Genomic DNA, 26512 nt, shown 5'->3' with positions numbered 1-26512 from the left:
CGCGCAAGGTCCTCGGCTCGTTCCTGTTCACCGGCGACGACGTGCACAAGCCCGCCGGCGTGCTCTCCGGAGGCGAGAAGACCCGCCTGGCACTCGCCACCATCGTCGTCTCGGGCGCGAACGTGCTGCTCCTCGACGAGCCCACCAACAACCTCGACCCCGCCAGCCGCGAGGAGATCCTCGACGCCCTCGCACACTACGAGGGCGCCGTCGTGCTCGTCTCGCACGACCCCGGCGCGGTCGAATCGCTGAATCCTGAGCGCGTGCTCATCATGCCCGACGGCGTCGAGGACCACTGGAGCCGCGAGTACCAGGAGCTCATCGAGCTCGCGTAGCGGACGGCGGGATGTGCTCAGCGCCTCGTTTCGTAGCTCGTCAGCACCACGCCGCCGGGGAAGGTCCGGGTCTCGATCAGGTTCAGGCGCACACGGCGGTCCAGCGCGGCGAAGAACGGCGCGCCGCCGCCCCCCATAGCACTGGATGGGTGACGATCGCGCACTCGCTCGAGGAGTCCTTCGCGGCGGCTCCGGCCCTCAACCCGAACGCGAGGCTCATCACGGGCATGATCTGCGGCGTCCGCGTCGAGGAGATCGACGACCCGCTCATGCAGAAGATCCGCTGGATGGACAAGCTCGTCGACGAGGTCGCGCGGCAAGCGGATGACCTCGATCCTTCGCGGCTACCGCGGCGGCGCGCGCCTAGCGAGCAGCGTCCACCGACGGTCGAGGACGGGATGCCTCGACCGCAGCGGTCATGACCTGCGGCCGCTCCGGCTGCAGCCAGGCCATGCGGAGGAATTCCCCCGGACGGGGGCCTCGCGCAGCGTCGGCGGCCGCCGGATACTGCCCCCATGACGAACACGGGTCGACGCCACCTCCACCTCCACCTGCTCGTCGCTGCGATCGGCGGCGTGCTCATGCTGGGCGGTTGCACGGCATCGCCGGGCGCGGCCCAGACCGGCGCGAGCGAGGCCGCGCCGCCGCCGGCCTCGGATGAACCGTCGAACGGCAACCCGCAGCCCGGTGATCGTGTCCTCGGCCTCCCGCAGTCACCGGACTACCCGATCTCCTTCACCGTTCCGACCGGAGCCACCGCGGTCGCAGAGGGAGGCGGAACCTGGGCGTTCGTCGTCGAGGGCACGAGTGCCGGGGTCGCCGTCCATGACGTGCGAACGCTCGCCGACGTGCCGGCAGCCGACCTTCCCGACGACATCGCATCGTTCATCGCGTCCGAGCGCAGTGACGTGACCGTTTCGGATGCCGCGGCGATCGAGCTCGACGGGGTGCCGGCCCAGTCGTTCACGCTGCAGCAGGTCGACGGCGTGGAGCCACGCGATCTCTGGTGCGTCACCGGTGGCACCTGCTTCAAGCTCCTGCCCGACAAGCCCATGGACGTCATCACCGCGCCCACCGACGCGGGCCGACTCTGGGTGTCCGTCGAGTACCTCCCCGAGGACGCCGAGGTCGTCGAGCAGCACGCCGCCGAACTCCTCGACTCGTTCGACATCGGGCCGTCCACGTCCTGACGGCCGGGCCGCCCGGACCCACGACGCCGAGCGCCTAGCGGCGGTCGAGGATCTCGTCCTCGACGTCCGCATCGGACCGACCTCCATCGGGCTCCACGCGCAAGGTCCTCGGCTCGTTCCTGTTCACCGGCGACGACGTGCACAAGCCCGCCGGCGTGCTCTCCGGAGGCGAGAAGACCCGCCTGGCACTCGCCACCATCGTCGTCTCGGGCGCGAACGTGCTGCTCCTCGACGAGCCCACCAACAACCTCGACCCCGCCAGCCGCGAGGAGATCCTCGACGCCCTCGCACACTACGAGGGCGCCGTCGTGCTCGTCTCGCACGACCCCGGCGCGGTCGAATCGCTGAATCCTGAGCGCGTGCTCATCATGCCCGACGGCGTCGAGGACCACTGGAGCCGCGAGTACCAGGAGCTCATCGAGCTCGCGTAGCGCGCGAGTTGCGCGGGTCGCGTGGGGTTGCGGCGTGCGGGCGGGCGATAATGGAGGATGTCCTCCTCCGTCGAAGTCCGCTCCAACCCGGCCGCATGGGCCGCCTTCTGGTTCGCCCTGGCCGGCCTCGTGCTCATGCCCATTCCCCTGTTCATCGGGCTGATCCTCGGCGGCGGGCTTTCGATCGTGGCCGCGATCCTGGCCGTGATCGCCCTCTTCAAGGGACTGGCGCGAAGCGGGAAGGGCATCGCGCCCGTCGTGTTCGCCGCGATCTTCATCGCGCTCACGTGGGGCGGCATCTCCGTCGCGGGCGGCATCGTCTGGTAGGGCGACCGGCCGGCGCTCCGCTCGCGGTGCATCGACGGGAGGCGGCGACATCCGCGGCCGTCCCGGCCGTCTCGTGAGCCGTGGCTACTCGGACGCGATCCGATAGAGCGTGTGCACGTCGTGCGCGGTGATCCACACCGAGCCGTCGGCGGCGATCGCGATCCCGCCGCTTCCGAGGCCGGGGCGGATGCGTCGGACGACCGTGTTCGTCCTCGGGTCGACCTGCACTCCGAGAAAGCCGTTCGCCTGCACCCACACCGCGTCGGCCGTTGCGGCGATGTCGCCGCCCCGGATGCCGTTCGGGTTCGCCGGGATCGTGGCGACGACCCGATTCGTCGCAGGGTCGACCCTCGAGACGCCGCCGCCCTGGTTCATGATCCAGACCGCATCGGGTCCGATGGCGAGGAACGTCGAGCCGGGCGGGAGCTCGACCTCGGCCTGCGCGCCGCCCGTCTCGGGATCGATGCGTGCGAGCATCCCCGACGGCCGCGTGACCCAGAGCGATCCGAATCCGCCGCGGACCGCGGCGACCGGTTCGTCGCCCAGCCCGATGCGCCGGGTGCCGGTGCCGGACATCGGGTCGAGCCCGACCAGGGTCCACGCGTCGCCCGACCCGTCGCCTGGAACGATCGCCCAGACCGCGTCGTCGGTCACGGCGATCGACGACTCCTCCGGCACGCCGGGAGACGGCAGGGCGAACCGCGTCGCGGTCCCCGTGGCCGGGTCGATGCGGAGGAGCGAGGTCGCGTGCACCCCGTCGGGCGCCTCGCTCGACCAGACGAATCCATGGCCGAACTCGAGGGCCGCCCAGACCGCGCCCGACCGGACTTCGAAGACCGGTGCCATCGTGTCGTCGAACGCGACGATCCCGGGCTCGACACCGGAGACCCACACGAGGTCGCCCGACGACACGAGGAAGTCACCGAAGGGCTGGACGGTGATCGACTCGGCGTCGAGCTCGTCGACCTCGACGACCGGTGCGGAGTCGGCTCCCGTCGGGGACGGTGCGGCCGAGGGCGTCGGCGCAGCACGGTCGGCCGCGCACGAGGTCGTCGCGAGCAGGAAGGCGACCACCGCGGTCGCGATGGCCGGGCGTCGCATGCCCCTCCGATCGGAACCTGAAGATGAGTCATTCTCGGATCATCCGGTCCTCTCCGCAATCCGGGCGAGCGGGATCCGCGCTGATCGCACTGCACGTGCGGTGACGACCGACCGGCCGACGCGGCTCAGCCCCCTGCTGCAGCGGACGCGTCGACGCAGACGACCCCCGTGTTGCCGTCCTGGTCGGCGATCACGGTGAGGGAGGGCGCCTCGCGGTCGTCGATCACGGTCCCGCCTGCGGCGAGCGCTGCGGCGATGCGCTGCCCGGCCACCTCGGGCGCCACGTACACCTCGACGTGGAACCGCTGCCGCGGCGCCGTGCCGTCCTCGGCGTCGCCGAACCACAGGTTCGGCACTCGCCCGGTGGCGTCTCGGACCTCGTCGCTGGGGGAGCCGCGACCCTGGGACTCGGCATCCCCCGTCAGCAGCGCGGCCCACACCGGGGCGATGGTCGCGGACCGGGTCGTGTCGAGGCCCAGCTCGATGACGCTGACCGCGGTCGGATCCGCGACGAGGCGGTGGTCGGCGGCGATCTCGGTGATCCGTCGTGCGAGGTCGACGTCCTGCCGGGTCACCCATTCGACGACGTGCTCGGTGCCCTCGTCGTCGCGGTAGACCGCGTCGTCGCTGACCAATTCGAGGTCGACGTGGCCGGACCCGATCGACACGGCTGGGTGGTGCCCGATGGAGTCGCCCGCCTCTCCGATCGCCGCGACGAACCGCACGCCGGCCGCGAAGTCGTCGACCAGGTAGCGGGCATGCAGTGCCTGCGCGAGCTTCCGCCAGTCGGTCAGGCCGGCCTCGGCGATCTCCCGGCCCCTCAGCATGTCCATACCCGCCGACCCTAGCCGCGAACGTCCGGCGAGAGGAGGGGTCACGTAGGCTGGAAACCAGGAGTACCATCCGCTTCGACCAGAGGAGATGCGCGTGGCCGGTCACCGGATCTACGGGATGAGCTTCGCCGGCATCTACCCGCTGTACGTGCAGAAGGTCGAGCGGAAGGGCCACGGCAGGGCCGAACTCGACCGGGTGATCACCTGGCTCACCGGCTACGACGAGGCCGGTCTCGCCGCGGCGATCGCCGACGGGCGCACCCTCGAGGCGTTCTTCGCGCAGGCCCCGGGCATCAACCCGAACGCCTCGCTCATCACGGGCGTCATCTGCGGCATCCGCGTCGAGGAGATCGAGGACCCGCTCATGCAGAGGATCCGCTACATGGACAAGCTCGTCGACGAGGTCGCGCGCGGCAAGAAGATGACCTCGATCCTGCGCGGGTCCGAGACCGTGAAGGCCTAGCGGCGGTCGAGGATCTCGTCCTCGACATCGGCGTCCGTCCGACGTCGGTCCGCCCGTGCCGGCCGCTGCCGCACGGTCGGTCGGGCTGCCCGATTCGCCGGGTCCGGTTCGCGAGCGGATGGCGCGGCCGAGCGCCCGCCCGCCCCGGCGGAGCCGACCCCCGCGGCATCCGCTTCGAGGGCCTTGCGCTCCTGGTTCGCGAACCACGCCAGCGCGATGAACGCGAGCAGCGCGAACACGAACCACTGGAGCGCGTACGAGAGGTGCGGACCTTCGTCGCGCACCGGCCGGGGGAGCGCGACCGGCGGTTCGCTCGCCGCGGCGCCGGATTGGATGAGGATGCCGTAGGCGCCCGTGTAGGCGGGTGCATCGACCCGATCGGCGAGCTCGTCGAGGTCGATCGTCGCCAGTTCCGCGCCGGACGACGTGCGTCCGGCGATCCGCCCTTCGCCCGCCTTGAGGCGTGCCGTGACCTCGACCTCGCCGACGGGAGGCGCCGCGACCTCCGACGGGCGGCCGTCGGAGTCCTGCGGGATCCAACCGCGATCGACCATGAACACCGTGCCGTCAGCCAGCCGGAACGGTGTGATCACCTCGAAGCCGGTGCTGCCGCCGTACGGTCGGTTGCGGACCACGACCTCCTCCGACGCGAGGTACTCGCCGGTCGCGGCGACCACCTGCCAGCGCTGGTCGATGTCGAAGTCGTCGAGTTCCGGGAGCGCCTCGGTGAGCGGAACCGGTTCGGCGTCGTAGTTCGCGTCGATGCGGGCGACCTCGGCGAGCGCCTCGGCCCGGCGGTTGAGCTGCCACGTGCCGAGCGCCGAGCATGCGATCGCGAACACGATGACGAGCGCGAGGTAGCCCGCCCAGCGGGGTGAGGCGAGGAAGCGCCAGCGGTTCATGCGCGCTCACCGCCCGGGTGGGCGTCCCCGCCGACTGGCGCCGGCGCGGCATCCGTCGCCACGAAGGGCGCCACGCGAACCGGGAACGAACGTGATGCGAGGAATTCGCGGAGGTACTCGACGTGCTCGTCGCACGCCAGCCAGGTCTTCACGCGGTCGTCCGCGTGGATCTTCGGGTTCCGCCAGTCGATCCGCCAGGTCGCGCCCTCGCGGCAACCCGCGCGGGAGCAGCCGCCCTGCGGGGCGGCGGAGGAGAGGCCGATCACCCGTCGCCCTCCCGATCGTCGGTCGGGCGATCGTCGCCCGCCTGCCCGGCCGTCGGAGCGTCGGGCGCGGGGGCGGAGCCGGGACCGTCGGTCGAGTCGGCGCGGGTGGTCGACGACGATCGGGTCCCGCCCGCGGGTTCCGCCGTCGTCCAGTCCGTTCCGCCGTCGGCGCGGCGCAGCGGCACCAACCCGCCGGGGCTCTCGACGTCGGACCGCCGTGTCGTCGCCACGTTCGCCACCACCACCGCGAAGTACGGCAGGAACACCGCTCCGAGCGCGAACACCAGGAGCCACCAGCCCTGCACGAAGAGCAGGGCGACGATGCAGGCGACACGGATCGACATCATGACCGTGTACTTGATCATGCGTGCGCGGCGCTCCTCGTCGGGCGACGGAGGCAGCGATGTGATCGACTGCAGGGGTGGGTGCTTCATGGTGGTGGCCGTGGACTGCGGCGCTCCTCACCTCAAGCCTACGTCCGCTGCGGGCGACGGATGCCGCGAACTCGGCAACCTCTATGCTGGGACGGGTCGCGCGCACCCCCGTGCCCGATCCATCGGGCAGCGCATGCCGGAATCCCGCGCGCCGACCCGCACAGCCCCGAGAGAGACGGAGTCCAGCCATGACCACGAGCCGCACGGTGCTGGTGACCGGAGGCAACCGGGGGATCGGCTACGCGATCGCCGAGGAATTCGTCGCACAGGGCCATCGCGTGGCCGTGACCGCACGTTCGGGCGAGGGCCCGGCGGGCACGCTCACCGTGCGCGCCGACGTCACCGACACCGAGTCGATCGACCGGGCGTTCACCGAGATCGAGTCCGAGCTGGGCCCGGTCGAGGTCCTCGTCGCGAATGCGGGCATCACGCGCGACACGCTCCTCATGCGCATGAGCGAGGAGGAGTTCACGAGCGTGGTCGACACCAACCTCACCGGGGCCTTCCGCGTCGTCAAGCGTGCATCGAAGGGCATGCTGAAGGCCCGCTTCGGCCGCATCGTCCTCATCTCGAGCGTCGTCGGCCTCTACGGCGGGGCCGGCCAGGTCAACTACTCGTCCTCGAAGGCCGCGCTCGTCGGCATGGCCCGCTCGATCACGCGCGAACTCGGCTCCCGCAACATCACGGCGAACGTGATCGCGCCGGGCTTCATCGAGACCGACATGACCGACGCTCTGCCGGAGGCGCAGCAGGCCGAGTACAAGAAGAGCATCCCCGCGGGCCGCTTCGCGACGCCCTCGGAGGTCGCCAAGGTCGTCGCGTGGGTCGCGGGCGACGACGCCGGGTACATCTCGGGCGCCGTCATCCCCGTCGACGGCGGCCTCGGCATGGGCCACTGACGAGCGACCGGATCCGTCCGACCTCGTCGGCCGCCCGGTGCCCGCCGCCCGGATGTTCCGGCGTCGTGCGTCAGCGCTCGATCCGCACCGCCTCGTAGGTCGTGGTCGGCGTCGGCGTCGTTCCGAAGCGCGCATTCGGCAGGTAGAGGCCGTTCCCGAACGAGTCCACGGTCGTCGGCACGTCGAAGTCCGGGCTCGTGAGGGTGTCGACGACGACACCGGCGGTCCCGGCCGGGTCGAGGCGGACCTCGGCGACCTGGTTCGACTGGTTCTGCACGACGTAGAGGGTGCGGCCGATCACGAGCATCCCGTCGCCGTTCGGCAGGCTCGCACCGCCGAGGTCGACGGCCGTGGCATCGCCGGTGGCCGGATCGACCCGGTACACGGTCGCGGTCGAGCTCTGCATCACGAGCAGCGCACGATGGTCGGGCGTCTCCACGATGCCGTTCGCGTCGAAGCCGCCCTGCTGCACCCATTCGCCGCCGAGTGGAACGGTCTCGACCTCGGACGGGTCGGGGAGCGCACCGCCCGGTCCGAGCGGCAGCCGGTAGAGCTCGCCGGCGAAGCTGTTCGTGAACCACGCGGCATCCCGGGTCACGATGACGTCGTTGATGAACGCCGGCCCGTTCGTCAGCTGGTACGAGGCGAGCACGTCACCGGTCGCCGGGTCGATCACGCGCGCGTCGCCGGCGGGGCCGCCGGATACGAACAGGCGACCGTGCGCGTCGACGTCGAGTCCGACGGACGGCGTGCCCGGACCCACGCTGATCACCGCACCCTCGCCGGTGCGGAGGTCGGCCGCGTAGATGTCGCCGTCGGCGAGCGATCCGAAGTATGCGGTGCCGCCGGGTGCGATCGCGATGCCCTCGGGCTGGAAGCCGTCGGGCAGGTCGATGACCGATTCGACCGCACCACCGCCCGCTGACGACGGCGGAGCCGCCACGGCCGGCGATGCGACCGAGGCGATGAGGAGCGCGGCGAACGCGCCCACGGCGGACGAGCGTGCGACGGTGCGGCTGGTCATGCGGTCAGGCTAGGCCCGACCGCGCGCTGCCGCGAGGGGTTCGGATGCGACTCCCAGCCCCGCACCCGTGCCGCGTCCGCGCTCAGCCGCGGAGGCCGGCGAGCGCCAGCACGCCGCTCAGGTCGACGCGATCGATCGCGACATCCGCCTGCGCCCGGACGACCGGCTTCGCGCAGAACGCGACGCCGAGTGCCGCGCGGTCGAGCATGCGCAGGTCGTTCGCGCCGTCGCCCACCGCGATCGTCCGCGAGAGCGGCGTGTCGGATGCGGCCGCCCACTCCTCGAGCGAACGCCGCTTGCGCTCCGCGTCGACGATGTCGCCCAGCACGCGGCCGGTGAGCCGTTCGCCCTCGACCTCGAGGCGGTTCGCCCGACAGAAGTCGAGTCCGAGTCGCTCGGCGAGCGGGTCGAGCAGTTCGTGGAAGCCTCCTGAGACGACCCCGACCCGGCCGCCGGCGGCGTGCACGCCGTCGATCAGCTCCCGCACGCCGGGCGTGGGCGTGAGCCGCTCGCGTGCGGCGAGGACCTCGGCGACCGGGAGCCCGGCGAGCGTCGCCACGCGCTCGCGCAGGCTCGCCGCGAAGTCGAGTTCTCCGCGCATCGCTCGCTCGGTGACCGCGGCGACGTGCTCGAGGCTGCCCGCCGCCTCGGCGAGCAGCTCGATGGCCTCCTCGCGGATCAGGGTCGAGTCGGCGTCGAGCACGACGAGGAGGCCGCCGGAGCGGCCGACGGTGGCTTGACTCACGCGTGCTTCCGCACGAGGGACCCCTTGCCCACGACGGTGATGCCGCTGTCGGTCACGACGAAGCCGCGGGCGCGGTCCTCCGCGCGGTCGACGCCGATGTGCGCTCCCGCTTCGACGACGACCTCCTTGTCGAGGATGGCGCGACGCACCGTCGCGCCCGCCTCGATGCGGGCGCGGTCGAACAGGATGGAGTCGGACACGTTCGCGCCCGAGCCGACGATGGCCCACGGGCCGAGAACGCTGCGCTCGACGTGTGCGCCTGAGATGACCGAACCGAGCGAGACGATCGAGTCGATCACGGTGCCGAGCGACCCGCGCGCGTCGCGGGTGAACTTCGCTGGCGGCGAGTTGACCTGCTGGCTGAAGATCGGCCACTCCTGGTTGTACAGGTTGAACACCGGCAGCACCGAGATCAGGTCCTGGTGGGCCTCGAAGAACGAGTCGATCGTTCCCACGTCGCGCCAGTAGTAGCGGTCGCGGTCGGTCGAGCCGGGCACGTCGTTGCCCTTGAGGTCGTAGACCCCGGCCTTGCCCTGCGAGACGAACGCGGGGATGATGTCGCCGCCCATGTCGTGACTGGAGTCGGTGCGCTCGCCGTCGCGCAGCACGGCGTCGATCAGCGCGTCGGCGTTGAAGACGTAGTTGCCCATCGAGGCGAGCACCTCGCCGGGGGAGTCGGGCAGGCCCTCGGGGTCGCTCGGCTTCTCGAGGAAGCGGTGGATGCGGTCGGGGGCGGTCGCGTCGACCTCGATGACCCCGAACTGGTTCGCGAGCGAGATCGGCTGGCGGATCGCGGCGACGGTCGCCTCGGCGCCCGAGTCGATGTGCGCCTGGATCATCTGGCTGAAATCCATGCGGTAGACGTGGTCGGCACCGACGACGACGATGATGTCGGGCTGCTCGTCGTAGATCAGGTTGAGGCTCTGGAGGATCGCGTCGGCCGAGCCCGAGAACCAGCGTTTCCCGAGGCGCTGCTGCGCCGGTACCGGAGCCACGTACGAGCCGAGCATGCCGTCGAGGCGCCAGGTCTGCGACACGTGCCGGTCGAGGCTGTGCGACTTGTACTGGGTCAGGACCACGATCTGCTGCAGGCCGGAGTTGATCAGGTTCGACAGGGCGAAGTCGATCAGGCGGTACTGCCCGCCGAACGGCACCGCCGGCTTGGCGCGGTCCTCGGTCAGGGGCATGAGGCGCTTGCCCTCGCCGCCCGCGAGCACGATTCCGAAGATCTTCCGCGTAGGCATGTGCCCAGCGTAGTCAGCCGGACCCCGCCGACGACAGATGGTTGACGGCGCGTGACCGACTGGGGCTAACGTTGCCGCATGCGAGTCGACCTGCTCACGCGCGAATACCCGCCCGAGATCTACGGAGGGGCGGGGGTCCACGTCGCCGAACTCGTCCGCGCGCTCCGCCGCGACATCGACGTCCAGGTCCGGTGCTTCGGCGCCCCGCGCGACGAGGCGGGCACCACCGCGTACGCGACCCCGTCCGAGTTCGCGGGCGCGAACGCGGCCCTGTCGACCATGGGCGTCGACCTGCTGATGGCGCAGGATGCCGCGGGGGCCGACCTCGTGCACTCCCATACGTGGTACGCGAACTTCGCGGGCTTCACCGCCAAGGCGCTGCACGGCATCCCGCACGTCGTGACCGCGCACAGCCTCGAGCCGCTCCGGCCGTGGAAGGCCGAGCAGCTCGGCGGCGGCTACCGCGTGTCGAGCTGGGTCGAGCGCACGTCGTTCGAGGACGCCGACGCGGTCATCGCCGTGAGCGACGGCATGCGCCGCGACATCCTGCGGTCCTATCCCGACATCGACCCGGCGAGGGTCTCGGTCGTCTACAACGGCATCGACCTGACCGATTGGCACGCGAACGACGACCCCGACCTGGCGCGATCCCTCGGCGTCGACCCCGATCGTCCGTCGATCGTCTTCGTGGGCCGGATCACTCGGCAGAAGGGGCTGCCCTACCTGCTCCGCGCGGCGCGAACGCTGCCCGAGGACGTGCAGCTGGTGCTCTGCGCCGGCGCGCCCGACACCCCCGAGATCATGGCCGAGGTCTCGGGCCTCGTCGACGAGCTCGCAGCGACCCGTCAGGGCGTCGTCTGGATCGACCGGCACCTGCCGCGGGTCGAACTGACGGCGCTCCTCACCGCGGCGACCTGCTTCGTCTGCCCGTCGGTCTACGAACCGCTCGGCATCGTGAACCTCGAGGCGATGGCCTGCGGTGCGGCGGTCGTCGGCACGGCGACCGGAGGCATCCCCGAGGTCGTCGACGACGGCGTCACGGGCGTCCTCGTGCCCATCGAGCAGCACGACGACGGCACGGGAACGCCGCTGGACCCGGACCGCTTCGTCGCCGACCTCGCCGCCGCGCTGGAGCGGGTCGTCGCCGACCCCGCGCGTGCTCGCGAAATGGGTGCCGCGGGCCGTCGGCGCGCCGAGGAGCACTTCGCGTGGGACGCGATCGCGGCCGACACGCGCGCGCTGTACGAGCGTCTGCTCGCCGGTCGGTGACGCCGCACGCGCGCGCAGGCCGGCCTCCCCGGTCCCGCTAGGCTGGAGACCATGGCGTCTACGGTTCTGCAGTTCCAGCATGTGTCGGTGGTTCGCGATGGCAACACGATCCTCGACGGCATCGACTGGAACGTGGCATCCGACGAGCGGTGGGTGATCCTCGGGCCGAACGGCGCGGGGAAGACCACGCTGCTGCAGATCGCGGCCGCCGCGATGCACCCCACGAAGGGCTCCGTCGAGGTGCTGCAGGAATCGCTCGGCAAGGTCGACGTCTTCGAGCTGCGACCGATGATCGGGTTCGCCTCGACGGCGATGGCCCGGCTCATCCCGCGGAACGAGAGCGTGCTCGACACCGTGCTCACCGCCGCCTACTCGGTCACGGGGCGATGGAACGAGGAGTACGAGTCGATCGACGACCGCCGCGCGCAGCGCGTGCTGAAGGAGTGGGGCCTCGACGGCTTCGCCGGGCGCCGGTTCGGCAGCCTCTCCGACGGCGAGCAGAAGCGCGTGCAGATCGCGCGGTCGGTCATGACCGACCCCGAGCTGCTGCTGCTCGACGAGCCGGCCGCGAGCCTCGACCTGGGCGCGCGCGAGGAGCTCGTGGCCCTGCTCGGCGGGTACGCGTCGTCGAAGTCGTCGCCGGCGATCGTCATGGTGACCCACCACGTGGAGGAGATCCCGGAGGGGTTCACGCACGCGATGCTCCTCGCCGACGGGGCGATCCGCGCTGCGGGACCGATCACCGAGGCGCTCACGTCCGAGACGCTCAGCGACACCTTCGGCATGCCGATCGAGCTCACCGAGCGCGACGGCCGCTACACGGCGCGCGCCGCGCGGTGACGCACCGAGACGCTCGTCTCTGCTAGAATCGTGTTTTGGCCAAAGGCCGACACACTTCCCTGCCCTCGAGGCGGGGCGACCCCAACATCCGATCAAGCAAGGATTCTCATGAAGACCGACATCCACCCCGAGTACAACGCCGTCGTCTTCCGCGACCTCGCCTCGGGCGAGACGTTCCTCACCCGCTCGACGGTGACCAGCGACAAGACCATCGAGCTCGACGGCGAGACCTACCCGGTGATCGACGTCGAGATCTCGTCGGCCTCGCACCCGTTCTACACGGGCAAGCAGCGCATCATGGACTCGGCCGGCCGCGTCGAGAAGTTCAACAAGCGCTTCAAGGGCTTCGGCGCGTAAGACGCTCCACGAGAGGGGCGGGCGACTCCGGTCGTCCGCCCCTTCGTCGTGCCCGGCTCATGCCATCGTCACGCACGCGTGAGCCCGGCCGCCCAGTCCAGTGCGTCGAGCTGCGCCTGGTGCGCCGTGATCCGACCGGCGTCGAGCGCCTCACCGGCCGCCAGCAACGCCCCCGCCTCGTCGGGGGTGCCCGTGCCCTCGTCGATCACCGACCGCGCGCGGTCGACGAGTTCGCGGATCGAGATGCGCTCGTGCAGGAACTGCGCGGCGAGCTCGCGGAGCGCGAGCTGCAGCGTGGCCGGATCGCGCGGGTCGGGGACCGTCGCGCCGAGCTCCGCGAGCGCACGGCCCAGGGCCTCGCGGAGGTCCCACGGCGAGTCGGCGTCGGACATTCCGGCGAGTTCGTGCAGCGCCGGCGAGTCGAGACCTGCGACCGTCGCCTCGACGGCGGCGTCGACGAGGAAGCCGGGCGGGCTGTCGCCCAGGATCCAGAGGGCGCTCGACTCGACGAGCGCGTCCGTCGCCGACCGTACCGGGAGCCGTTCCGACATGGCTAAAGACTCGCATGTCGTGCGCTGCGGCGCGACGGACTTCCGACCCGAGCTCAGCGGAGCGGCCAGGCCCCCGAGGTCGTGAACTCGGGTTCGCCGTTCATGCGACGCCACTCCTGGTAGCTCTCGGCCTGCTCGCGCGACCAGTCGACCTGGCTGGCGTGCAGTTCGGCGATCGCGGTCGCCGCGAGCTCGGGGAAGGCTCGCGCGATCGCCTGCGCCACCCGGCCGGCGGCGATCGCGTCGGCACCCGCGTCGTGCGCCGCGGTCAGCTCGACGCCGTAGTGCTCGCACGCCGCCGTGAGCGTGCGCTTGCCGCGCCGGAAGCGATCGACGGCCTTGTCGATGACGAGCGGGTCGATCACGAACCCCGGTCCGCGGAACGCCTCGTGCCCGTACCGCTCGGCCTCGCGGTGCAGCACCGAGAGGTCGTAGGCCGCGTTGTACGCGACGATCGGGTGGCCGCGGCCCGCGGCATCCCGGAGGGCGTCGATGATCTCGGCGACCGCCGTCGCTGCCGCCTGCCCCTCGAGGCGGGCGCGTTCGGTCGTCACCCCGTGGATCAGGCTCGCCGCCGTCGGGATCTCGACGCCGGGATCGACGAGCCATTCGCGTTGCTCGAGCACCGCGCCATCCGCCCCGATCACGCCGACGTGGGCGGTGACGATACGGCACGTGTCGATGTCGATGCCGGTGGTCTCGAGGTCGAACACCGCGAGGGTGTCGGCCCAGGATGCGACGGGGGAGTGCTCCATGCCCGCCACGGTATCCGCGGCCTCCGACAGCGCTCAGCCGGCGCGCCGTAGGATGCTGGGGATGATCGCCTCACCGTACGCCGTCGACCTCGAGCGGATCCCCGTCCGCGAGCACCGCGCCCTCGTCACGGGCAGCGAGACAGCATGGTGGGAGTACGGACCGGAGGACGCCCCGGTCATCGTCGCCGTGCACGGCTTCCGCGGCGACCACCACGGCCTCGAGCCGATCGTGGCGAAGCTCCCCGGCTATCGCGTGATCATCCCCGACCTGCCCGGCTTCGGCGCGTCCTCCACGTTCGCCGACCGGCCGCACGACATCGACGCCTACGGCGACTGGCTCGTCGCCTTCGTCGCCGAGACCGGGGTGGCGGATGCCGTCGCGAACGCCGGCGCCTGGACCCTGCTCGGCCACTCGTTCGGCTCGATCGTCACGAGCGCCGCCGTGGCGGCCGGCCTCGCGCCCGACCGGCTCATCCTGGTCAACCCGATCGGTGCGCCCGCCCTCGAGGGGCCGCGCGCGATCATGACCAGGCTCGCCGTCGCCTACTACCGTGCCGCCGCCGCGCTCCCCGAGCGCGCCGGCTTCGCGCTGCTCCGCAACCGCGCGATCGTGCGCGTGATGAGCGTCACGATGGCGAAGACCCGCGATCCCGGGCTCCGCCGGTTCATCCACGACCAGCACGACCGGTACTTCTCCGCGTTCGACGATCGCGACGCCGTGCTGCAGGCGTTCGAGGCGTCCGTCGGGCACGACGTGCGCGAGTACGCGCCCGCGATCGAGACCCCGACGCTGCTGGTCGTCGCCGAGGAGGACGACGTCACGCCCATCGAGGCCCAGTACCGGCTCCATCCGCTGTTCGCGGACGCGACGCTCGCCGTGATCCCCGACGTCGGGCACCTCGTCCACTACGAGACCCCCGGCGAGGCCGCAGGGCACATCCGCGTGTTCGTCGAGGGTGAGCGGGCGTGAGGCTGCTCGTCGACTGCCGGTACGTGCGGATCGACCACCACGACGGCATCAGCCGGTTCACCGCGGGCATCGTGGCCGAACTCGCGAAGCGGCATCCGCTCACCATGCTGATCAGCGACCACCGGCAGCTCGACAAGCTGCCCGCCTTGCCGTGGGAGCTCGTCAGCGGACCGACGAGCGTGCGCGAACCGTGGGTCGCGCGCCAGGTCCGCAAGCTCCGGCCCGACGTCGTGTTCTCGCCCATGCAGACCATGGGCTCGTGGGGACGCGACTACGGCCTCGTGCTCACGCTGCACGACCTCATCTACTACGAGAACCGGACCCCGCCGCGCGACCTCCCGGCCTTCGTGCGCGTGCTGTGGCGCCTCTACCACCTGATGTGGTGGCCGCAGCGGATGCTGCTGAACCGGGCCGATGCGGTCGTCACCGTGTCCGAGACGAGCGCCGGACTCATCCGGAGGCACCGCCTCACGAAGCGGCCGCTCGCGGTCGTGCAGAACGCCGCCGACGAGATCGGCACGCCCGACCTGCCCAGACCGCGACCGGAGGGCGGCCGGCTCGTGTACATGGGGTCGTTCATGTCGTACAAGGGGGTCGAGACGCTCGTGCGAGCCGTCGCGCAGCTGCCCGACCACGAACTGCACCTCATGAGCCGCGTGAGCGACGAGCAGCGGCGGCGCCTCACGCGCGTCGCGCCCGAGGCGCGCCTGGTCTTCCACGACGGAGCGACCGACGAGGAGTACGCGAGCGTCCTCGCCGGGGCGACCGCGCTCGTCACCGCGTCGAAGGCCGAGGGCTTCGGCATCCCGCTCGTCGAGGCGATGCGGCTCGGCACGCCCGTCGTCGTCAGCGACATCCCGATCTTCCGCGAGATCGGCGGCGAGGCGGCGACGTACTTCACCGTCGACGACGCGGATGCCGCGGCCCGCGCGATCACGTCGCTCGACGCGCCCGGGGAGTGGGAGCGCCGGTCGGCGGCCTCCGTCGAGGCCGCGAAGCGATTCACGTGGAGCGCATCGGCCGAACGCTTGCTGGAGGTGCTCACCGAGGTCGGCGGCACCAATCGGCGCGCCGCGCACGCCCGCGGGCGGCGCTGAGGCGCCACTCCGGGCTGCCGGACCGGCGCGTCAGGTGAGCGCGGCCGCCATCGCGGTGAGCGTCTCGGTCGCACCCGAGTCGAGCTTCACCGTCGCGCGGCTGTCGCCCTTCGTGATGCCGCGGTTCACGACCACGATCGGCACCCGGCGACGCCGGGCGATCTCGAGCAGTCGCACCCCGGAGTTCACCACGAGCGACGAGCCGGCCACGAGCAGGACGTCGGCGCGCTGCACGAGCGCGGCGGCCTGCCGGTACACGGGCGTCGGCACGAACTCGCCGAAGAAGACCACGTCGGGCTTCAGCGTGCCGCCGCATACCGTGCACGCGGGGATCACCATCGACTCGACGTCGTCGACCTCGACGTCGCCGTCGGGCGCGGGCCGGATCGCCATGTCGAGGTCGATGTGCGGGTTCAGGGCGGTCAGACGGTCGGCGATCGACTGCCGCGCGAACACCTGCCCGCACGTCAGGCACACCACGCGGTCGGTCGCGCCGTGGAGCTCGACCACGTGCGAGCTGCCCGCGCGGCGGTGCAGGCCGTCGACGTTCTGCGTCACGACCCCGGACACCGCTCCCGACTCCTCGAGCCGCGCGAGCGCCCGATGCCCGTCGTTCGGCTGCGCCGTGCCGAAGGTCCGCCAGCCGAGGTGGCTGCCCGCCCAGTAGCGCTTGCGCGCCGTCTCGGAAGCGAGGAAGGTCTGCACCGTCATCGGCGTGCGCACCGGAGCGCCCTCGCCGCGGTAGTCGGGGATCCCGGAGTCCGTGCTCACGCCTGCTCCCGTGAGGACCGCCACGCGCGACCCGCGCATGAGGCGGATCGCCTCGTCGAGCAGCACGTCGGACGGCGCCGGAGCCTCGATCCCAGTGACCACGCGCGTCTCCCTTCGACGGTGCTGCGATTCTAGACGTGCGGCTTTTCCGGAATGTTTCCGGATCACGGCTGCAACCGGGAGGACCCATTGCGCATCGAACACGTGACCGACGCGTCATCCGACGCCGTCGCCGACTACGCCCGCCTGACGGACGTGGCCCTCCGCAGCATCACCGAGCCGGAGCGCGGGATCTTCATCGCCGAGTCGGCGAAGGTCATCCGCCGCGCGATCGCCGCCGGGTGCACGCCGCGGTCCGTGCTGATGGAGGAGAAGTGGCTCGCCGACCTCGAGCCGCACCTCGCGCCGTTCGACATCCCGGTGCACCTCGCCGGTTCCGCCGGGCTCGAGGCCATCACGGGCTACCGCGTCCACCGCGGCGCGCTCGCGGCGTTCGAACGGCCCGAGCCGGCCGACCCCGCGTCGCTCCTCGCCGACGCCCGACGGGTCGTGATCCTCGAGGACATCGTCGACCACACCAACGTGGGCGCGATCCTGCGCTCGGTCGCCGCCCTCGGCGCCGATGCCGTGCTCGTCACGCCGCGCTGCGCCGACCCGCTCTACCGTCGGAGCGTACGGGTCAGCATGGGCACGGTGTTCCAGGTGCCGTGGACCCGGCTCCCGGAGTGGACCGAGGCGCGCGACCTCCTCACCGCGCATCGGTTCACGGTGGCTGCGCTCGCCCTCGCCGAGGACGCCGTCACGCTCCGCGAACTCGCGGCCGATCCGCCGGAGCGCCTCGCGCTGGTGCTCGGCGCCGAGGGCGACGGGCTCTCGCGGCAGGCGCTCTCCGCTGCCGACGTGATCGTCACGATCCCGATGGCGCACGGCGTCGATTCGCTGAACGTGGCGGCCGCCGCGGCCGTGGCGTTGTACGCGATCGCATAGGTCCGCTCGGTATCCTGCAACGGATGTCTCGCACGCTCGACCCGGCTCCGCCCATCCCGACGCGACCCACGAAACCGTCGGCCGCGGTGTACCGGCGACGGCGGATCGTCGCCGTCGGCATCCTCGCCGCGCTCCTCGCAGTCTTCGTCGGGGGCGGGATCTACACGTCGACGGCGCTCGGCGCTCCGATCCCGGTCGCGGAGCCCGCGATCGACGACCCCGCGCCCGTCGCCGCCGCGGCGCAGGCCGTCGACCAGCCCGGGTTCGGCACCTGGGCGGTCGGGGCGGTCGGCTTCGACGGGCTGATGGCCGCGGGCGGCGAGGACTCGCCGATGCCCATGGCGAGCATCGCCAAGGTGATCACGGCGCTCGTCGTGCTCGAGGAGCACCCCATCCCCGCGGGTGAGGGCGGCCCGCAGATCGCGTACACCGACGCCGACGTCGACATCTACTGGGACATGATCGCCCAGAACGGGTCGGTCGCGCCCGTGGTCGCGGGCTCCGAGCTCTCGCTCAAGGAGAGCCTCGAGGCGATGATGCTGCCCTCGGGCAACAACTACAGCATCTCGCTCGCGAACTGGGCGTTCGGTTCGGTCGACGCCTACGTGGAGCGCGCGACCGCATGGCTCGCCGACCACGACCTCACCGCGACGCGCGTCGTCGACACCAGCGGGCTCTCGCTCGACGACGTCAGCACCGCGGCCGATCTCGTCCGCCTCGGCGAGATCGCCCTCGAGAACCCGACCCTCGCCGAGATCGTCGCGACGCAGTCCGTCGCCATCCCCGAGCTCGGCACGATCGAGAACTCCAACCACCTGCTCGGCACGCACGGGATCGACGGCATCAAGACGGGCACGACGGATGACGCGGCGAACCTGCTGTTCTCCGCCGACGTCGCGGTGGGCGAGGCATCCGTCACGCTGGTCGGCGTCGTGCTCGGGGGCGACACGCACGCGATCGTTCGCGCGGCGGTCGCTGGGCTCGTCGACTCGATCGGCCCCGGGTTCCACGAGGTCGTCGCACTCGAGGCGGGCCGGCCGCTCGCGGCGTACGCGACCCCGTGGGGCGACACCACCGAGGCGCGCGCCACCGAGGGCGCGACGGTCGTCGTCTGGTCGGACACCCCGGTCGACGTCGCAGTGCAGGCGGATGCGCTCCGCCTGGTCGACGATGGCCAGGAGGTCGGGGTCGCGACCGTCACCGCCGGCTCGAAGGTGATCGAGGTGCCGCTCGAGGTCGACGGCGCGCTCCGGGACCCCGGCGCTTGGTGGCGCCTGTCGAACCCGGGAGCGCTCGACGAGGGCGTCGCGGCCGACGCGCCGCACGCGGGCTGAGACGCGGCGCCGGCCGGCTCAGTCGCCGGCCGGCGCCTCCGGGCGCGAGGCGTAGGGCCCTGCCGCCGGTCGCTTCGGAGTGACGAGGTCGCCCGACGACTGGTGCCGGATCCGACGGATCACCCACGGCACGAGGTACTCGCGGGCCCACGAGAGGTCCTCCGTGCGGGCCGCACGCCAGGTCCGCTCCGGCAGGGGTTCGGGCTTCATGGGCTCCAGGTCGTTCTCGACGTTGAGCGCCTGCAGCACCATGCGTGCGACCGTGTGGTGACCGAGCGCGTTCAGGTGCAGGCGATCGCGGTCCCACATCCGCTGGTCCTGGATCTCGGCGAGGGCCCACTGGTCGGCGACGAGGCAGTCGTGCTTCTGCGCGATCGCCCGGAGGTTCTCGTTGTAGATCGCGACCTTGCCGCGGATGCCGCGGAACACGGGGGAGAAGCCGACGTCGACGCCCGTGAAGATCACGATCGTCGCGCGGTCCCGCGCGAGTCGCTCGACCGCGTACTCGAAGCGCGCGGAGATCTCGTCGGGATCGGTCCGAGGGCGGATGACGTCGTTGCCGCCCGCCGAGATCGTGATGAGGTCGGGCCGGAGCTCGAGCGCCGGTTCGATCTGCTCGTCGATGATCTGCTGGATCAGGCGGCCGCGGATCGCGAGGTTCGCGTACGCGAAGTCATCGGCGCCCTGCGAGAGCACCTCGGCGACGCGGTCGGCCCAGCCGCGGTGCCCGCCCGGCACGCCGGGCTCGGGGTCGCCGATGCCCTCGGTGAACGAGTCGCCGATCGCGACGTACCTCGACCAGGGATGCTGCTGGGTGACCATCCCTCCATTCTGCACGCCCGCGAGTCGGCGGTGCGGCGTGTGGCTGCACGTGCGTGCGCCGCGCGACATCCGTGTCGGTCGACTCGACTACAGTGCTGCAGAGTGAGCAACGCGACCCCAACCGGCAGCCACCTGCCCGGCACCTCGGCCGCCGAGCACCTCTCACCCTCGTTCCCGGCCCGCGCGCCATGGGGCACCGCGTCGAAGCTCCGCGCCTGGCAGGCCGAGGCGCTCGAGCAGTACTTCGCCGCCGAACCGCGCGACTTCCTGGCCGCAGCGACCCCCGGCGCGGGCAAGACGACCTTCGCGCTCCGCCTCGCGGCGGAACTCCGGGCCCGTCGCACGATCGACCGGATCACGGTGGTCGCACCCACCGACCACCTGAAGCGGCAGTGGGCGGATGCCGCGGCCCGCGTCGGCATCCGGCTCGACCCGGGGTTCCGCAACGCCCACGGGCGCTCAGCCCGGCACTACCACGGCGTCGCCGTGACGTACGCGCAGGTCGCGGTTCGGCCCGCGCTGCACCGCGAGTTGACCCTCTCGGGGCGCTCGCTCGTGATCCTCGACGAGGTGCACCACGGCGGCGACACGCTCTCGTGGGGCGATGCGATCCGCGAGGCGTTCGAGCCGGCGACCCGTCGCCTCTCGCTCACCGGCACGCCCTTCCGCAGCGACACCGCGCCGATCCCGTTCGTCGAGTACGCGCCCGACGAGCAGGGTGTCCGGGTCTCCCGGACCGACTACGACTACGGCTACGGCCGCGCCCTCCAGGACGGCGTCGTCCGCCCCGTGCTCTTCATGGTCTACGCGGGCAGCATGCGCTGGCGCACGAAGGCCGGCGACGAGATGGAGGCGCGCCTCGGCGAGGACGCGACGAAGGACATCCACTCGGCCGCCTGGCGCACCGCGCTCGAGCCGACGGGGGAGTGGATCCCGTCGGTCCTGCAGGCCGCCGATCGGCGGCTCACCGAGGTGCGGCACGCGATCCCCGACGCCGGCGGCCTCGTGATCGCGACCGACCAGTCGACCGCGCGCGCCTACGCCGAGATCCTGGAGGGCGTCTGCGGCGAGAAGGTCACCGTGGTGCTCTCCGACGAGAAGGAGGCGTCCGCTCGGATCGAGGAGTTCTCCGAGGGCACGAGCCGGTGGATGGTCGCCGTGCGCATGGTCTCCGAGGGGGTCGACGTTCCGCGCCTCGCGGTGGGCGTGTACGCGACGAGTTCGTCGACGCCGCTGTTCTTCGCGCAGGCGATCGGGCGGTTCGTGCGCGCCCGGCGGCGCGGCGAGACGGCGTCGGTGTTCCTCCCGAACGTGCCGGTGCTCATGGCGCTCGCCGGCGAGCTGGAGCGCCAGCGCGACCACGCCCTCGACCGGCGAAGCGGCGACGGCGACGATGCGGGTCTCGACGACGGACTGCTCGAGGCGGCCAACCGCGAGGAGAAGGGGTCCGACGAGCTCCAGGACGAGTTCACCTGGCAGGCGCTCGCATCCGACGCGACGTTCGACCGCGTCGTCTACGACGGGACCGACTTCGGCACGTTCGCCGAGCCCGGCAGCGATGAGGAGCTCGACTTCATCGGCATCCCCGGCATCCTCGAGCCCGAGCAGGTCCACGAACTGCTGCGCCACCGCCAGGCGCGCCAGGCCCGTCGCGCGTCGGACCGGCGCAAGCACGCGCTGGCTGCGGGCGAGTCCGACGGCGGCGGCGAGCAGCGGGCGGAGCCGGTCGCGTTGTACCGCACGCTGAAGGAGCAGCGGTCGCTGCTCAACAGCCTCGTCGGGTTGTACGCGCGGCAGACCGGGCAGGCGCACTCGCTGGTGCACGCCGAGCTCCGGCGCGCGTCCGGCGGACCCGAGGTCGCCCAAGCGACCGTGACGCAGCTCCAGTCGCGTATCGAGATGCTCCGGAAGCGGCTCTCCGGACGCTGAACGGAGGCCGTCGCCCACCGGAGCGCCGACCCCGACCCGGGTCGCCGCCGCCGACACGGGCCCGGCGTAGCATGGCGCGCATGGACCGACGGACGCGTGTGCTCGTCATCGCGATCGTCGTGGCCTTCATCGCGTTCCTCGACGGCGCGGTGATCAACATCGCCCTCCCGGCCATCGAGGCGGAACTCGGCGGCGGCCTGACGCTCCAGCAGTGGGCGGTCGACGCCTACCTGCTCACCCTCGGGTCGCTGATCCTCCTCGCCGGGTCGCTCTCCGACTCGTTCGGTCGCCTCCGGATCCTGCGCATCGGCCTCATCGGGTTCGGCATCACCTCGATCGCGTGCGCGATCGCGTCCGACGGCACGGTGCTGGTCGTCGCACGCGCGTTCCAGGGCGCTGCCGGAGCACTGCTCGTGCCGAGTTCCCTGGCGCTGATCATCGCGAACTTCCCGCACGCCGAGCAGGGTCGCGCGATCGGGCGGTGGACGGCGTGGACCACGAGTGCCTTCCTCATCGGGCCGATCCTCGGCGGGGCGTTCGTCGACCTCGTGTCGTGGCGGCTCGTGTTCGCGATCAACGTGCTGCCCATCGCCGCGGCGCTCGTGATGCTGCATCCGCTCGGCCGCGACGAACCGAACCCCGACCGCGCGCGGGTCGACTGGCTGGGTGCCTCGCTCGGGGTCGTCGGACTGGGCGGCACGGTGTTTGCGCTCATCGAGCAGGGCCGGCTCGGCTGGGCCGATCCGCTCGTGTTCGTCCCGGCGACCGTCGGCGTCATCGCGCTGGTGGCCTTCGTGCTCTGGGAGCGACGCGCGCCGACGCCGATGCTGCCGTTGTCGCTGTTCCGCGCGCGCAACTTCGCCGCGGGCAACCTCGCGACGTGGTTCATCTACGCCGCGTTCATGCTCGGTCTCTTCGCGCTGCCGATCTTCCTGCAGGAGGTCGGTGGATTCCCGGCGACGCTCGCCGGCCTCGCCACGCTGCCGCCGACCGCGATGCTCGTCGCCCTCGGCTCCTGGTTCGGCACGCTCGGCGGCAGGGTCGGTCCACGGCTCTTCATGACGGCCGGGCCAGTGGTGGTGGGCGTCGGCTACCTGATGACGGTCGTCGTCGACATCCCGGTCCAGTACTGGTGGCAGGTGTTCCCCGGCATGGTCGTGGTCGGGCTCGGGATGGCCATGACGGTCGCCCCCCTCACCTCGGCGATCCTCGGCGCCGTCGACCCGTCGCGCGCGGGCATCGGCTCGGCCGTGAACAACGCGGTCGCCCGGATCGCGGGACTCGTGTCGGTCGCCTCGATCGGGGTGATCGTCGCGGGCGACCTCGACGTCGAGGGCTACCGCCGCACGGCGGTCGTGACGGCGGTGCTCCTCCTCGTCGGCGGCGTGGTGTCGTGGATCGGCATCCGGAACCCGACGCCGTCGGGTCAGCCCAGCGCGTCGACCGGCTCGGCGAGCTCCGACGAACGCCCGAGGGCCTGAGCGTCGGCGGCGGCGTCGAGGGCCGCCATGAGGTCGGTCGTCAGGTCGTCGACGTGCTCGAGGCCGATCGAGAGGCGCACGACGCCGGCGTCGGGCTTGGCGTGCGCCGCGACGGGCCGGTGCGTGAGCGACGCGGGGTGCTGGACGAGCGAATCGACGCCGCCGAGCGAGACCGCGTGCGTCACGAGCCGGCACGCCTCGGTGAACCGGCACGCCGCGTCGAAGCCCCCTGCGAGCTCGATCGCGATGATCGAGCCGGGACCGGCGAGCTGGCGTCCGATCAGGCCCTGCGGGTCCTGGCCGGGGAGGCCGGGATAGCGCACCCGCGCCACGGCGGGATGCGCCTGGAGGCGACGCGCGAGTTCGCCGGCGGTCTCCTGCTGCGCGCGCACGCGCACGGGCAGGGTGCGGATGCCGCGGTGGAGCAGGTAGGCCCCCATCGGGTGGAGCAGCCCGCCGGTCAGCGCGCGGACCCGGCGCAGGCGTTCGACCCATTCCGTCGGCCCGGCGACGACGCCGCCCATCGCGTCGCCGTGCCCGCCGAGGTACTTGGTCGCGCTGTGCAGCACGAGCGTCGCGCCGTGCTCCAGCGGGCGCTGGAGCACCGGGGTCGCGAAGGTGTTGTCGACGAGCAGCGGCGCGCTGCCCGCGGCATCCGCCACCCTGCGCAGGTCGAGGAGCTCGAGCGTCGGGTTCGCGGGCGTCTCGACGATGACGAGGCCGGTGTCGGGGCGGATGGCGGCGGCGATGCCGTCGACGTCGGTCCACGTGACGCTCGTGCCGAGCAGCCCGCTCTCGAGGACGTGGTCGCTGCCCCCGTACAGCGGTCGGACGGCGACGACGTGCGGCGTGCCCGCCGTGGTCGCGGCGATGAGCGTCGCCGCCAGCGCGGCCATGCCGCTCGCGAAGGCCACCGAGCCCTCAGCGCCCTCGAGGTCGGCGAGCGCGGTCTCGAAGCGGGCGACTCCGGGGTGCCACAGCCGCTGGTACACCGCCGAACGGCCGTCCGTCAGGCAGCCGCCGGTCGCGAGCTCCTCGTACGACATTCCGCCGTTCTCGACGTCGCCGAGCGGATTCGTCGTGGAAAGATCGATGGTGGGAACGTGGGAGCCCTGCTCGCGCACCCCCTCCATTCCTGCGTGGACGGCACGGGTCTCGAGGTTCGACGACGGTGTCAGCATGCGAGCAGATTACAGAATCTGTCACCATTTCGGGTGTCTTGCGAAGATGCTTGCGAATCGGCAAGAATTCATGCAGAAGCTTCACGCACGACCGAGAGGATCTCGACCATGGCGCAGAAAGCGGAACTGGACCGGGTCGACCGGGCACTGCTCACGGCTCTGTCCAAGAACGCGCGGGCATCGGGCGCCGCGCTCGCCGCCGAGGTGGGCGTCGCTGAATCGACCGTGTCGCTGCGCCTCCGCCGACTGCAGAGCCTCGGCACGATCCGCGGGTACCGCGTCGACGTCGACCTCGCCTCCCTGGGGGTCTCGCTGCAGGCGCTCATCGCGATCCGGCTCGTCAAGCACGACCGCAGCGAGATCGACGCGTTCCGCAACGCGGTGCCGCACCTGCCCGGCGTGATCGGCGTGTTCCACATGGCCGGCGCCGAGGACTACCTGCTGCACGTCGCAGCGCGCGATGCGGAGGAACTGCGCGAGTTCGTGCTCGCCCACCTCACCGGGCACCCGGCCGTCGCCCACACCGAGACGAACCTCATCTTCGAGCACGCCGAGGGCGACGGCTGGCAGAAGCTCGTCGGCTGAGCGGACTCGTCGGCGCGCCGGCGCACCGCACGTCGGCGGACGAACGCGCCCGAAGACGCGTCGGCCGGACGGAGCGCGGTTCGGCGGTCCGAAATGCTGCCAATCCCGCGCTCGGAGGCGACGCCGCCGCATCCGCCCGATTAGCCTTTCGCAGGGCCCTGCCGGGCCCGACACGCGACGACGCGGGCGCTTCCGCTGCCGACGCACCGGGCAGCGGCGCCTGCGACCCGATGGAGCCGACACCATGACCGACGACACCGCGCCCCCCGCCCGACCCGCCGCAGGGGGCACGGCGGCCGAACGCCACCGCTGGCTGAGGTACCTCGCCGACGAACGGGCCGAGGCCGCCGTCTACCGCGAGCTCGCCGCACGCCGCGAGGGCGAGGAGCGCGAGATCCTCCTGGCCCTGGCCGCCGCCGAGGGCCGTCATGAGGCGCACTGGCTGAGCCTGCTCGACGGCGACGAGACGGGCATCCCGAGGGCCGACATCCGCACCCGCATGCTCGGGGGCCTCGCCCGCCGGTTCGGCTCGATCTTCGTGCTCGCGCTGGCCCAGCGCGCGGAGGCCCGCTCGCCGTACTCGACCGATCCGCACGCCACGGCGGCGATGGCGGCGGACGAGCGGATCCACGGCGAGGTCGTCCGCGGCCTCGCATCGCGCGGCCGTCGTCGTCTCGCGGGCACGTTCCGGGCCGCGGTCTTCGGTGCGAACGACGGCCTCGTCTCGAACCTCGCCCTCGTGCTGGGCATCGGCGCGACCGGCGTTCCGGCGCCCGTCGTGCTCTTCACCGGCGTCGCCGGCCTCCTCGCCGGCGCACTGTCGATGGGTGCCGGGGAGTACGTGTCGGTGCGCTCGCAGCGCGAGCTCCTCGAGGCATCCGCCCCGGACCCCGGGGCCCGCGACGCGCTCGGCGACCTCGACCTCGACGCCAACGAGCTCGCCCTCGTCTACCGCGCGAGGGGCATGGCTCCGGACGAAGCCGTCGACCACGCGGCGCTCGTGCTCGCGCGCGTCCAGGCCGCCGAGCGGCAGCAGGCACCGACCGACGCGATCGGCGCGCTCGAACACGACGACGAGGCCGTCGGAACCGGCATGAGCGCCGCCATCTCGAGCTTCCTGTTCTTCGCCTCGGGTGCACTGATCCCGGTGCTGCCGTGGCTGTTCGGGATGTCCGGACTCGCCGCGACCGTGACGGCCACGTTCCTCGTGAGCATCGCGCTGCTGCTGACCGGAGCGACCGTCGGCCTGCTGTCGGGCGCGTCACCGCTGAAGCGGGCCCTCCGCCAGCTCGCCATCGGCCTCGGCGCGGCGGCGGTCACCTACGCGCTCGGGCTCGCGTTCGGCACGACGATCGGGTAGTCCTCGACGGGAGCGAGGCGAGTCCGACA

General features: G+C 72.0%; 29 protein-coding genes and 3 pseudogenes. 18 read left to right on the top strand and 14 right to left on the bottom strand.

Annotated elements, in window-relative coordinates; translation table 11 throughout:
* Positions 1-335: AAA family ATPase (locus ACSJD1_RS14790; protein ID WP_438856032.1), on the top strand; the 335-nt coding region annotated here is incomplete at its 5' end.
* Positions 336-352: 17 nt separating this feature from the next.
* Here ACSJD1_RS14790 and ACSJD1_RS14785 read toward each other — a convergent pair.
* A pseudogene (locus tag ACSJD1_RS14785) lies at positions 353-555 on the bottom strand (dihydrofolate reductase family protein); the annotation flags it as partial.
* On the opposite strand from ACSJD1_RS14785, the pseudogene ACSJD1_RS14780 reads away from it, so the two are divergent.
* From ACSJD1_RS14780 to ACSJD1_RS14765, 4 genes and pseudogenes are all read left to right on the top strand, one after another.
* Positions 515-680 (top strand): annotated as a pseudogene (locus tag ACSJD1_RS14780) (DUF2200 family protein); the annotation flags it as partial. The pseudogenes ACSJD1_RS14785 and ACSJD1_RS14780 sit on opposite strands and share 41 nt — an antisense overlap.
* Positions 681-850: 170 nt before the next feature.
* Positions 851-1525, top strand: a complete 675-nt coding sequence (locus ACSJD1_RS14775) for a hypothetical protein (protein WP_438856031.1) — start codon at positions 851-853, stop codon at positions 1523-1525.
* 95 nt (positions 1526-1620) lie between these two features.
* Positions 1621-1956, top strand: a pseudogene (locus ACSJD1_RS14770) (AAA family ATPase); the annotation flags it as partial.
* Between the two features lie 57 nt (positions 1957-2013).
* Positions 2014-2283: a hypothetical protein gene (locus tag ACSJD1_RS14765; protein WP_438856030.1), complete on the top strand. Its 270-nt coding sequence runs from the start codon at positions 2014-2016 to the stop codon at positions 2281-2283.
* Positions 2284-2367: 84 nt separating this feature from the next.
* Here the strand turns inward: ACSJD1_RS14765 and ACSJD1_RS14760 are convergent, their stop codons facing one another.
* Together ACSJD1_RS14760 and ACSJD1_RS14755 are read right to left on the bottom strand one after the other, a co-directional pair.
* Positions 2368-3384, bottom strand: coding sequence for a Vgb family protein (locus ACSJD1_RS14760; protein ID WP_438856029.1), 1017 nt, complete (start codon positions 3382-3384; stop codon positions 2368-2370).
* 125 nt (positions 3385-3509) lie between these two features.
* Positions 3510-4217 carry a 4a-hydroxytetrahydrobiopterin dehydratase gene (locus ACSJD1_RS14755; RefSeq protein ID WP_438856028.1) on the bottom strand — a complete coding sequence of 236 codons (708 nt, stop codon included), beginning with the start codon at positions 4215-4217 and terminating at the stop codon, positions 3510-3512.
* A gap of 94 nt (positions 4218-4311) precedes the next feature.
* On the opposite strand from ACSJD1_RS14755, the gene ACSJD1_RS14750 reads away from it, so the two are divergent.
* A complete protein-coding gene (locus tag ACSJD1_RS14750) occupies positions 4312-4680 on the top strand; it encodes a DUF2200 domain-containing protein (RefSeq protein WP_438856027.1) in 369 nt (122 codons plus the stop codon).
* On the opposite strand, the gene ACSJD1_RS14745 is transcribed toward ACSJD1_RS14750, so the two are convergent.
* The 3 genes from ACSJD1_RS14745 to ACSJD1_RS14735 are packed head-to-tail and all read right to left on the bottom strand — an operon-like array spanning position 4677 to position 6282.
* Positions 4677-5582 carry an SURF1 family cytochrome oxidase biogenesis protein gene (locus tag ACSJD1_RS14745; protein WP_438856026.1) on the bottom strand — a complete coding sequence of 302 codons (906 nt, stop codon included), beginning with the start codon at positions 5580-5582 and terminating at the stop codon, positions 4677-4679. The genes ACSJD1_RS14750 and ACSJD1_RS14745 overlap by 4 nt on opposite strands.
* Positions 5579-5848, bottom strand: a complete 270-nt coding sequence (locus ACSJD1_RS14740) for a hypothetical protein (RefSeq protein ID WP_438856025.1) — start codon at positions 5846-5848, stop codon at positions 5579-5581. The genes ACSJD1_RS14745 and ACSJD1_RS14740 overlap by 4 nt, the downstream gene beginning before the upstream one ends.
* Positions 5845-6282 (bottom strand): DUF3099 domain-containing protein, encoded by a 438-nt coding sequence (locus ACSJD1_RS14735; RefSeq protein ID WP_438856024.1) that lies wholly within the window; start codon positions 6280-6282, stop codon positions 5845-5847. Before ACSJD1_RS14735 ends, ACSJD1_RS14740 begins: the two co-directional genes overlap by 4 nt.
* A 188-nt stretch (positions 6283-6470) precedes the next feature.
* On the opposite strand from ACSJD1_RS14735, the gene ACSJD1_RS14730 reads away from it, so the two are divergent.
* On the top strand, positions 6471-7181 hold the full coding sequence (locus ACSJD1_RS14730) for a beta-ketoacyl-ACP reductase (RefSeq protein ID WP_438856023.1): 711 nt from the start codon (positions 6471-6473) through the stop codon (positions 7179-7181).
* A 70-nt stretch (positions 7182-7251) separates the two neighbouring features.
* Here the strand turns inward: ACSJD1_RS14730 and ACSJD1_RS14725 are convergent, their stop codons facing one another.
* The 3 genes from ACSJD1_RS14725 to glgC form a co-directional block, all read right to left on the bottom strand.
* Positions 7252-8205, bottom strand: coding sequence for an NHL repeat-containing protein (locus tag ACSJD1_RS14725; RefSeq protein ID WP_438856022.1), 954 nt, complete (start codon positions 8203-8205; stop codon positions 7252-7254).
* Positions 8206-8287: 82 nt separating this feature from the next.
* A complete protein-coding gene (serB, locus tag ACSJD1_RS14720) occupies positions 8288-8950 on the bottom strand; it encodes a phosphoserine phosphatase SerB (protein WP_438856021.1) in 663 nt (220 codons plus the stop codon).
* A complete protein-coding gene (glgC, locus tag ACSJD1_RS14715; RefSeq protein WP_438856020.1) occupies positions 8947-10194 on the bottom strand; it encodes a glucose-1-phosphate adenylyltransferase in 1248 nt (415 codons plus the stop codon). Before glgC ends, serB begins: the two co-directional genes overlap by 4 nt.
* A 78-nt stretch (positions 10195-10272) precedes the next feature.
* Here glgC and glgA point away from each other — a divergent pair, with 78 nt between their 5' ends.
* From glgA to ACSJD1_RS14700, 3 genes are all read left to right on the top strand, one after another.
* Entirely contained in the window at positions 10273-11463 is a 1191-nt protein-coding gene (glgA, locus tag ACSJD1_RS14710; protein WP_438856019.1) for a glycogen synthase, read from the top strand.
* A 51-nt stretch (positions 11464-11514) separates the two neighbouring features.
* Positions 11515-12303, top strand: a complete 789-nt coding sequence (locus tag ACSJD1_RS14705; RefSeq protein WP_438856018.1) for an ABC transporter ATP-binding protein — start codon at positions 11515-11517, stop codon at positions 12301-12303.
* Between the two features lie 108 nt (positions 12304-12411).
* Positions 12412-12660, top strand: a complete 249-nt coding sequence (locus ACSJD1_RS14700) for a type B 50S ribosomal protein L31 (protein WP_129233276.1) — start codon at positions 12412-12414, stop codon at positions 12658-12660.
* 68 nt (positions 12661-12728) lie between these two features.
* Here ACSJD1_RS14700 and ACSJD1_RS14695 read toward each other — a convergent pair whose 3' ends face one another.
* Together ACSJD1_RS14695 and ACSJD1_RS14690 are read right to left on the bottom strand one after the other, a co-directional pair.
* Positions 12729-13211, bottom strand: a complete 483-nt coding sequence (locus ACSJD1_RS14695; RefSeq protein ID WP_438856017.1) for a hypothetical protein — start codon at positions 13209-13211, stop codon at positions 12729-12731.
* A 53-nt stretch (positions 13212-13264) separates the two neighbouring features.
* A complete protein-coding gene (locus ACSJD1_RS14690; protein ID WP_438856016.1) occupies positions 13265-13966 on the bottom strand; it encodes an exonuclease domain-containing protein in 702 nt (233 codons plus the stop codon).
* Positions 13967-14027: 61 nt separating this feature from the next.
* Between ACSJD1_RS14690 and ACSJD1_RS14685 the strand changes: the two genes are divergently transcribed.
* Positions 14028-14936, top strand: a complete 909-nt coding sequence (locus tag ACSJD1_RS14685) for an alpha/beta fold hydrolase (protein ID WP_438856015.1) — start codon at positions 14028-14030, stop codon at positions 14934-14936.
* Entirely contained in the window at positions 14933-16033 is a 1101-nt protein-coding gene (locus tag ACSJD1_RS14680; RefSeq protein WP_438856014.1) for a glycosyltransferase family 4 protein, read from the top strand. Before ACSJD1_RS14685 ends, ACSJD1_RS14680 begins: the two co-directional genes overlap by 4 nt.
* A gap of 30 nt (positions 16034-16063) precedes the next feature.
* Here the strand turns inward: ACSJD1_RS14680 and ACSJD1_RS14675 are convergent, their stop codons facing one another.
* Entirely contained in the window at positions 16064-16843 is a 780-nt protein-coding gene (locus tag ACSJD1_RS14675; protein WP_438856048.1) for a Sir2 family NAD-dependent protein deacetylase, read from the bottom strand.
* A 150-nt stretch (positions 16844-16993) separates the two neighbouring features.
* On the opposite strand from ACSJD1_RS14675, the gene ACSJD1_RS14670 reads away from it, so the two are divergent.
* Both ACSJD1_RS14670 and ACSJD1_RS14665 read left to right on the top strand, forming a co-directional pair.
* Positions 16994-17791 (top strand): TrmH family RNA methyltransferase, encoded by a 798-nt coding sequence (locus ACSJD1_RS14670; protein ID WP_438856013.1) that lies wholly within the window; start codon positions 16994-16996, stop codon positions 17789-17791.
* A 23-nt stretch (positions 17792-17814) separates the two neighbouring features.
* Entirely contained in the window at positions 17815-19125 is a 1311-nt protein-coding gene (locus ACSJD1_RS14665) for a D-alanyl-D-alanine carboxypeptidase family protein (RefSeq protein ID WP_438856012.1), read from the top strand.
* A gap of 18 nt (positions 19126-19143) precedes the next feature.
* On the opposite strand, the gene ACSJD1_RS14660 is transcribed toward ACSJD1_RS14665, so the two are convergent.
* Entirely contained in the window at positions 19144-19947 is an 804-nt protein-coding gene (locus ACSJD1_RS14660) for an SGNH/GDSL hydrolase family protein (RefSeq protein WP_438856011.1), read from the bottom strand.
* A 102-nt stretch (positions 19948-20049) separates the two neighbouring features.
* On the opposite strand from ACSJD1_RS14660, the gene ACSJD1_RS14655 reads away from it, so the two are divergent.
* Entirely contained in the window at positions 20050-21876 is a 1827-nt protein-coding gene (locus tag ACSJD1_RS14655; RefSeq protein ID WP_438856010.1) for a DEAD/DEAH box helicase, read from the top strand.
* A gap of 80 nt (positions 21877-21956) precedes the next feature.
* Positions 21957-23357 carry an MFS transporter gene (locus ACSJD1_RS14650; RefSeq protein ID WP_438856009.1) on the top strand — a complete coding sequence of 467 codons (1401 nt, stop codon included), beginning with the start codon at positions 21957-21959 and terminating at the stop codon, positions 23355-23357.
* On the opposite strand, the gene ACSJD1_RS14645 is transcribed toward ACSJD1_RS14650, so the two are convergent.
* Complete coding sequence (locus ACSJD1_RS14645; protein ID WP_438856008.1) at positions 23303-24538, bottom strand: trans-sulfuration enzyme family protein; 1236 nt, start codon at positions 24536-24538, stop codon at positions 23303-23305. The genes ACSJD1_RS14650 and ACSJD1_RS14645 overlap by 55 nt on opposite strands.
* A 108-nt stretch (positions 24539-24646) precedes the next feature.
* Here ACSJD1_RS14645 and ACSJD1_RS14640 point away from each other — a divergent pair, with 108 nt between their 5' ends.
* Positions 24647-25123, top strand: a complete 477-nt coding sequence (locus ACSJD1_RS14640) for an Lrp/AsnC family transcriptional regulator (protein WP_155049992.1) — start codon at positions 24647-24649, stop codon at positions 25121-25123.
* Between the two features lie 244 nt (positions 25124-25367).
* Complete coding sequence (locus ACSJD1_RS14635) at positions 25368-26483, top strand: VIT1/CCC1 transporter family protein (RefSeq protein WP_438856007.1); 1116 nt, start codon at positions 25368-25370, stop codon at positions 26481-26483.
* Positions 26484-26512: the final 29 nt, after the last annotated feature.

This window comes from Agromyces excoecariae (assembly GCF_051715505.1).
GTDB lineage: Bacteria > Actinomycetota > Actinomycetes > Actinomycetales > Microbacteriaceae > Agromyces.
Note: the sequence above shows the minus strand (reverse complement) of the source record. Positions and strands in the feature narration are given on the sequence as shown.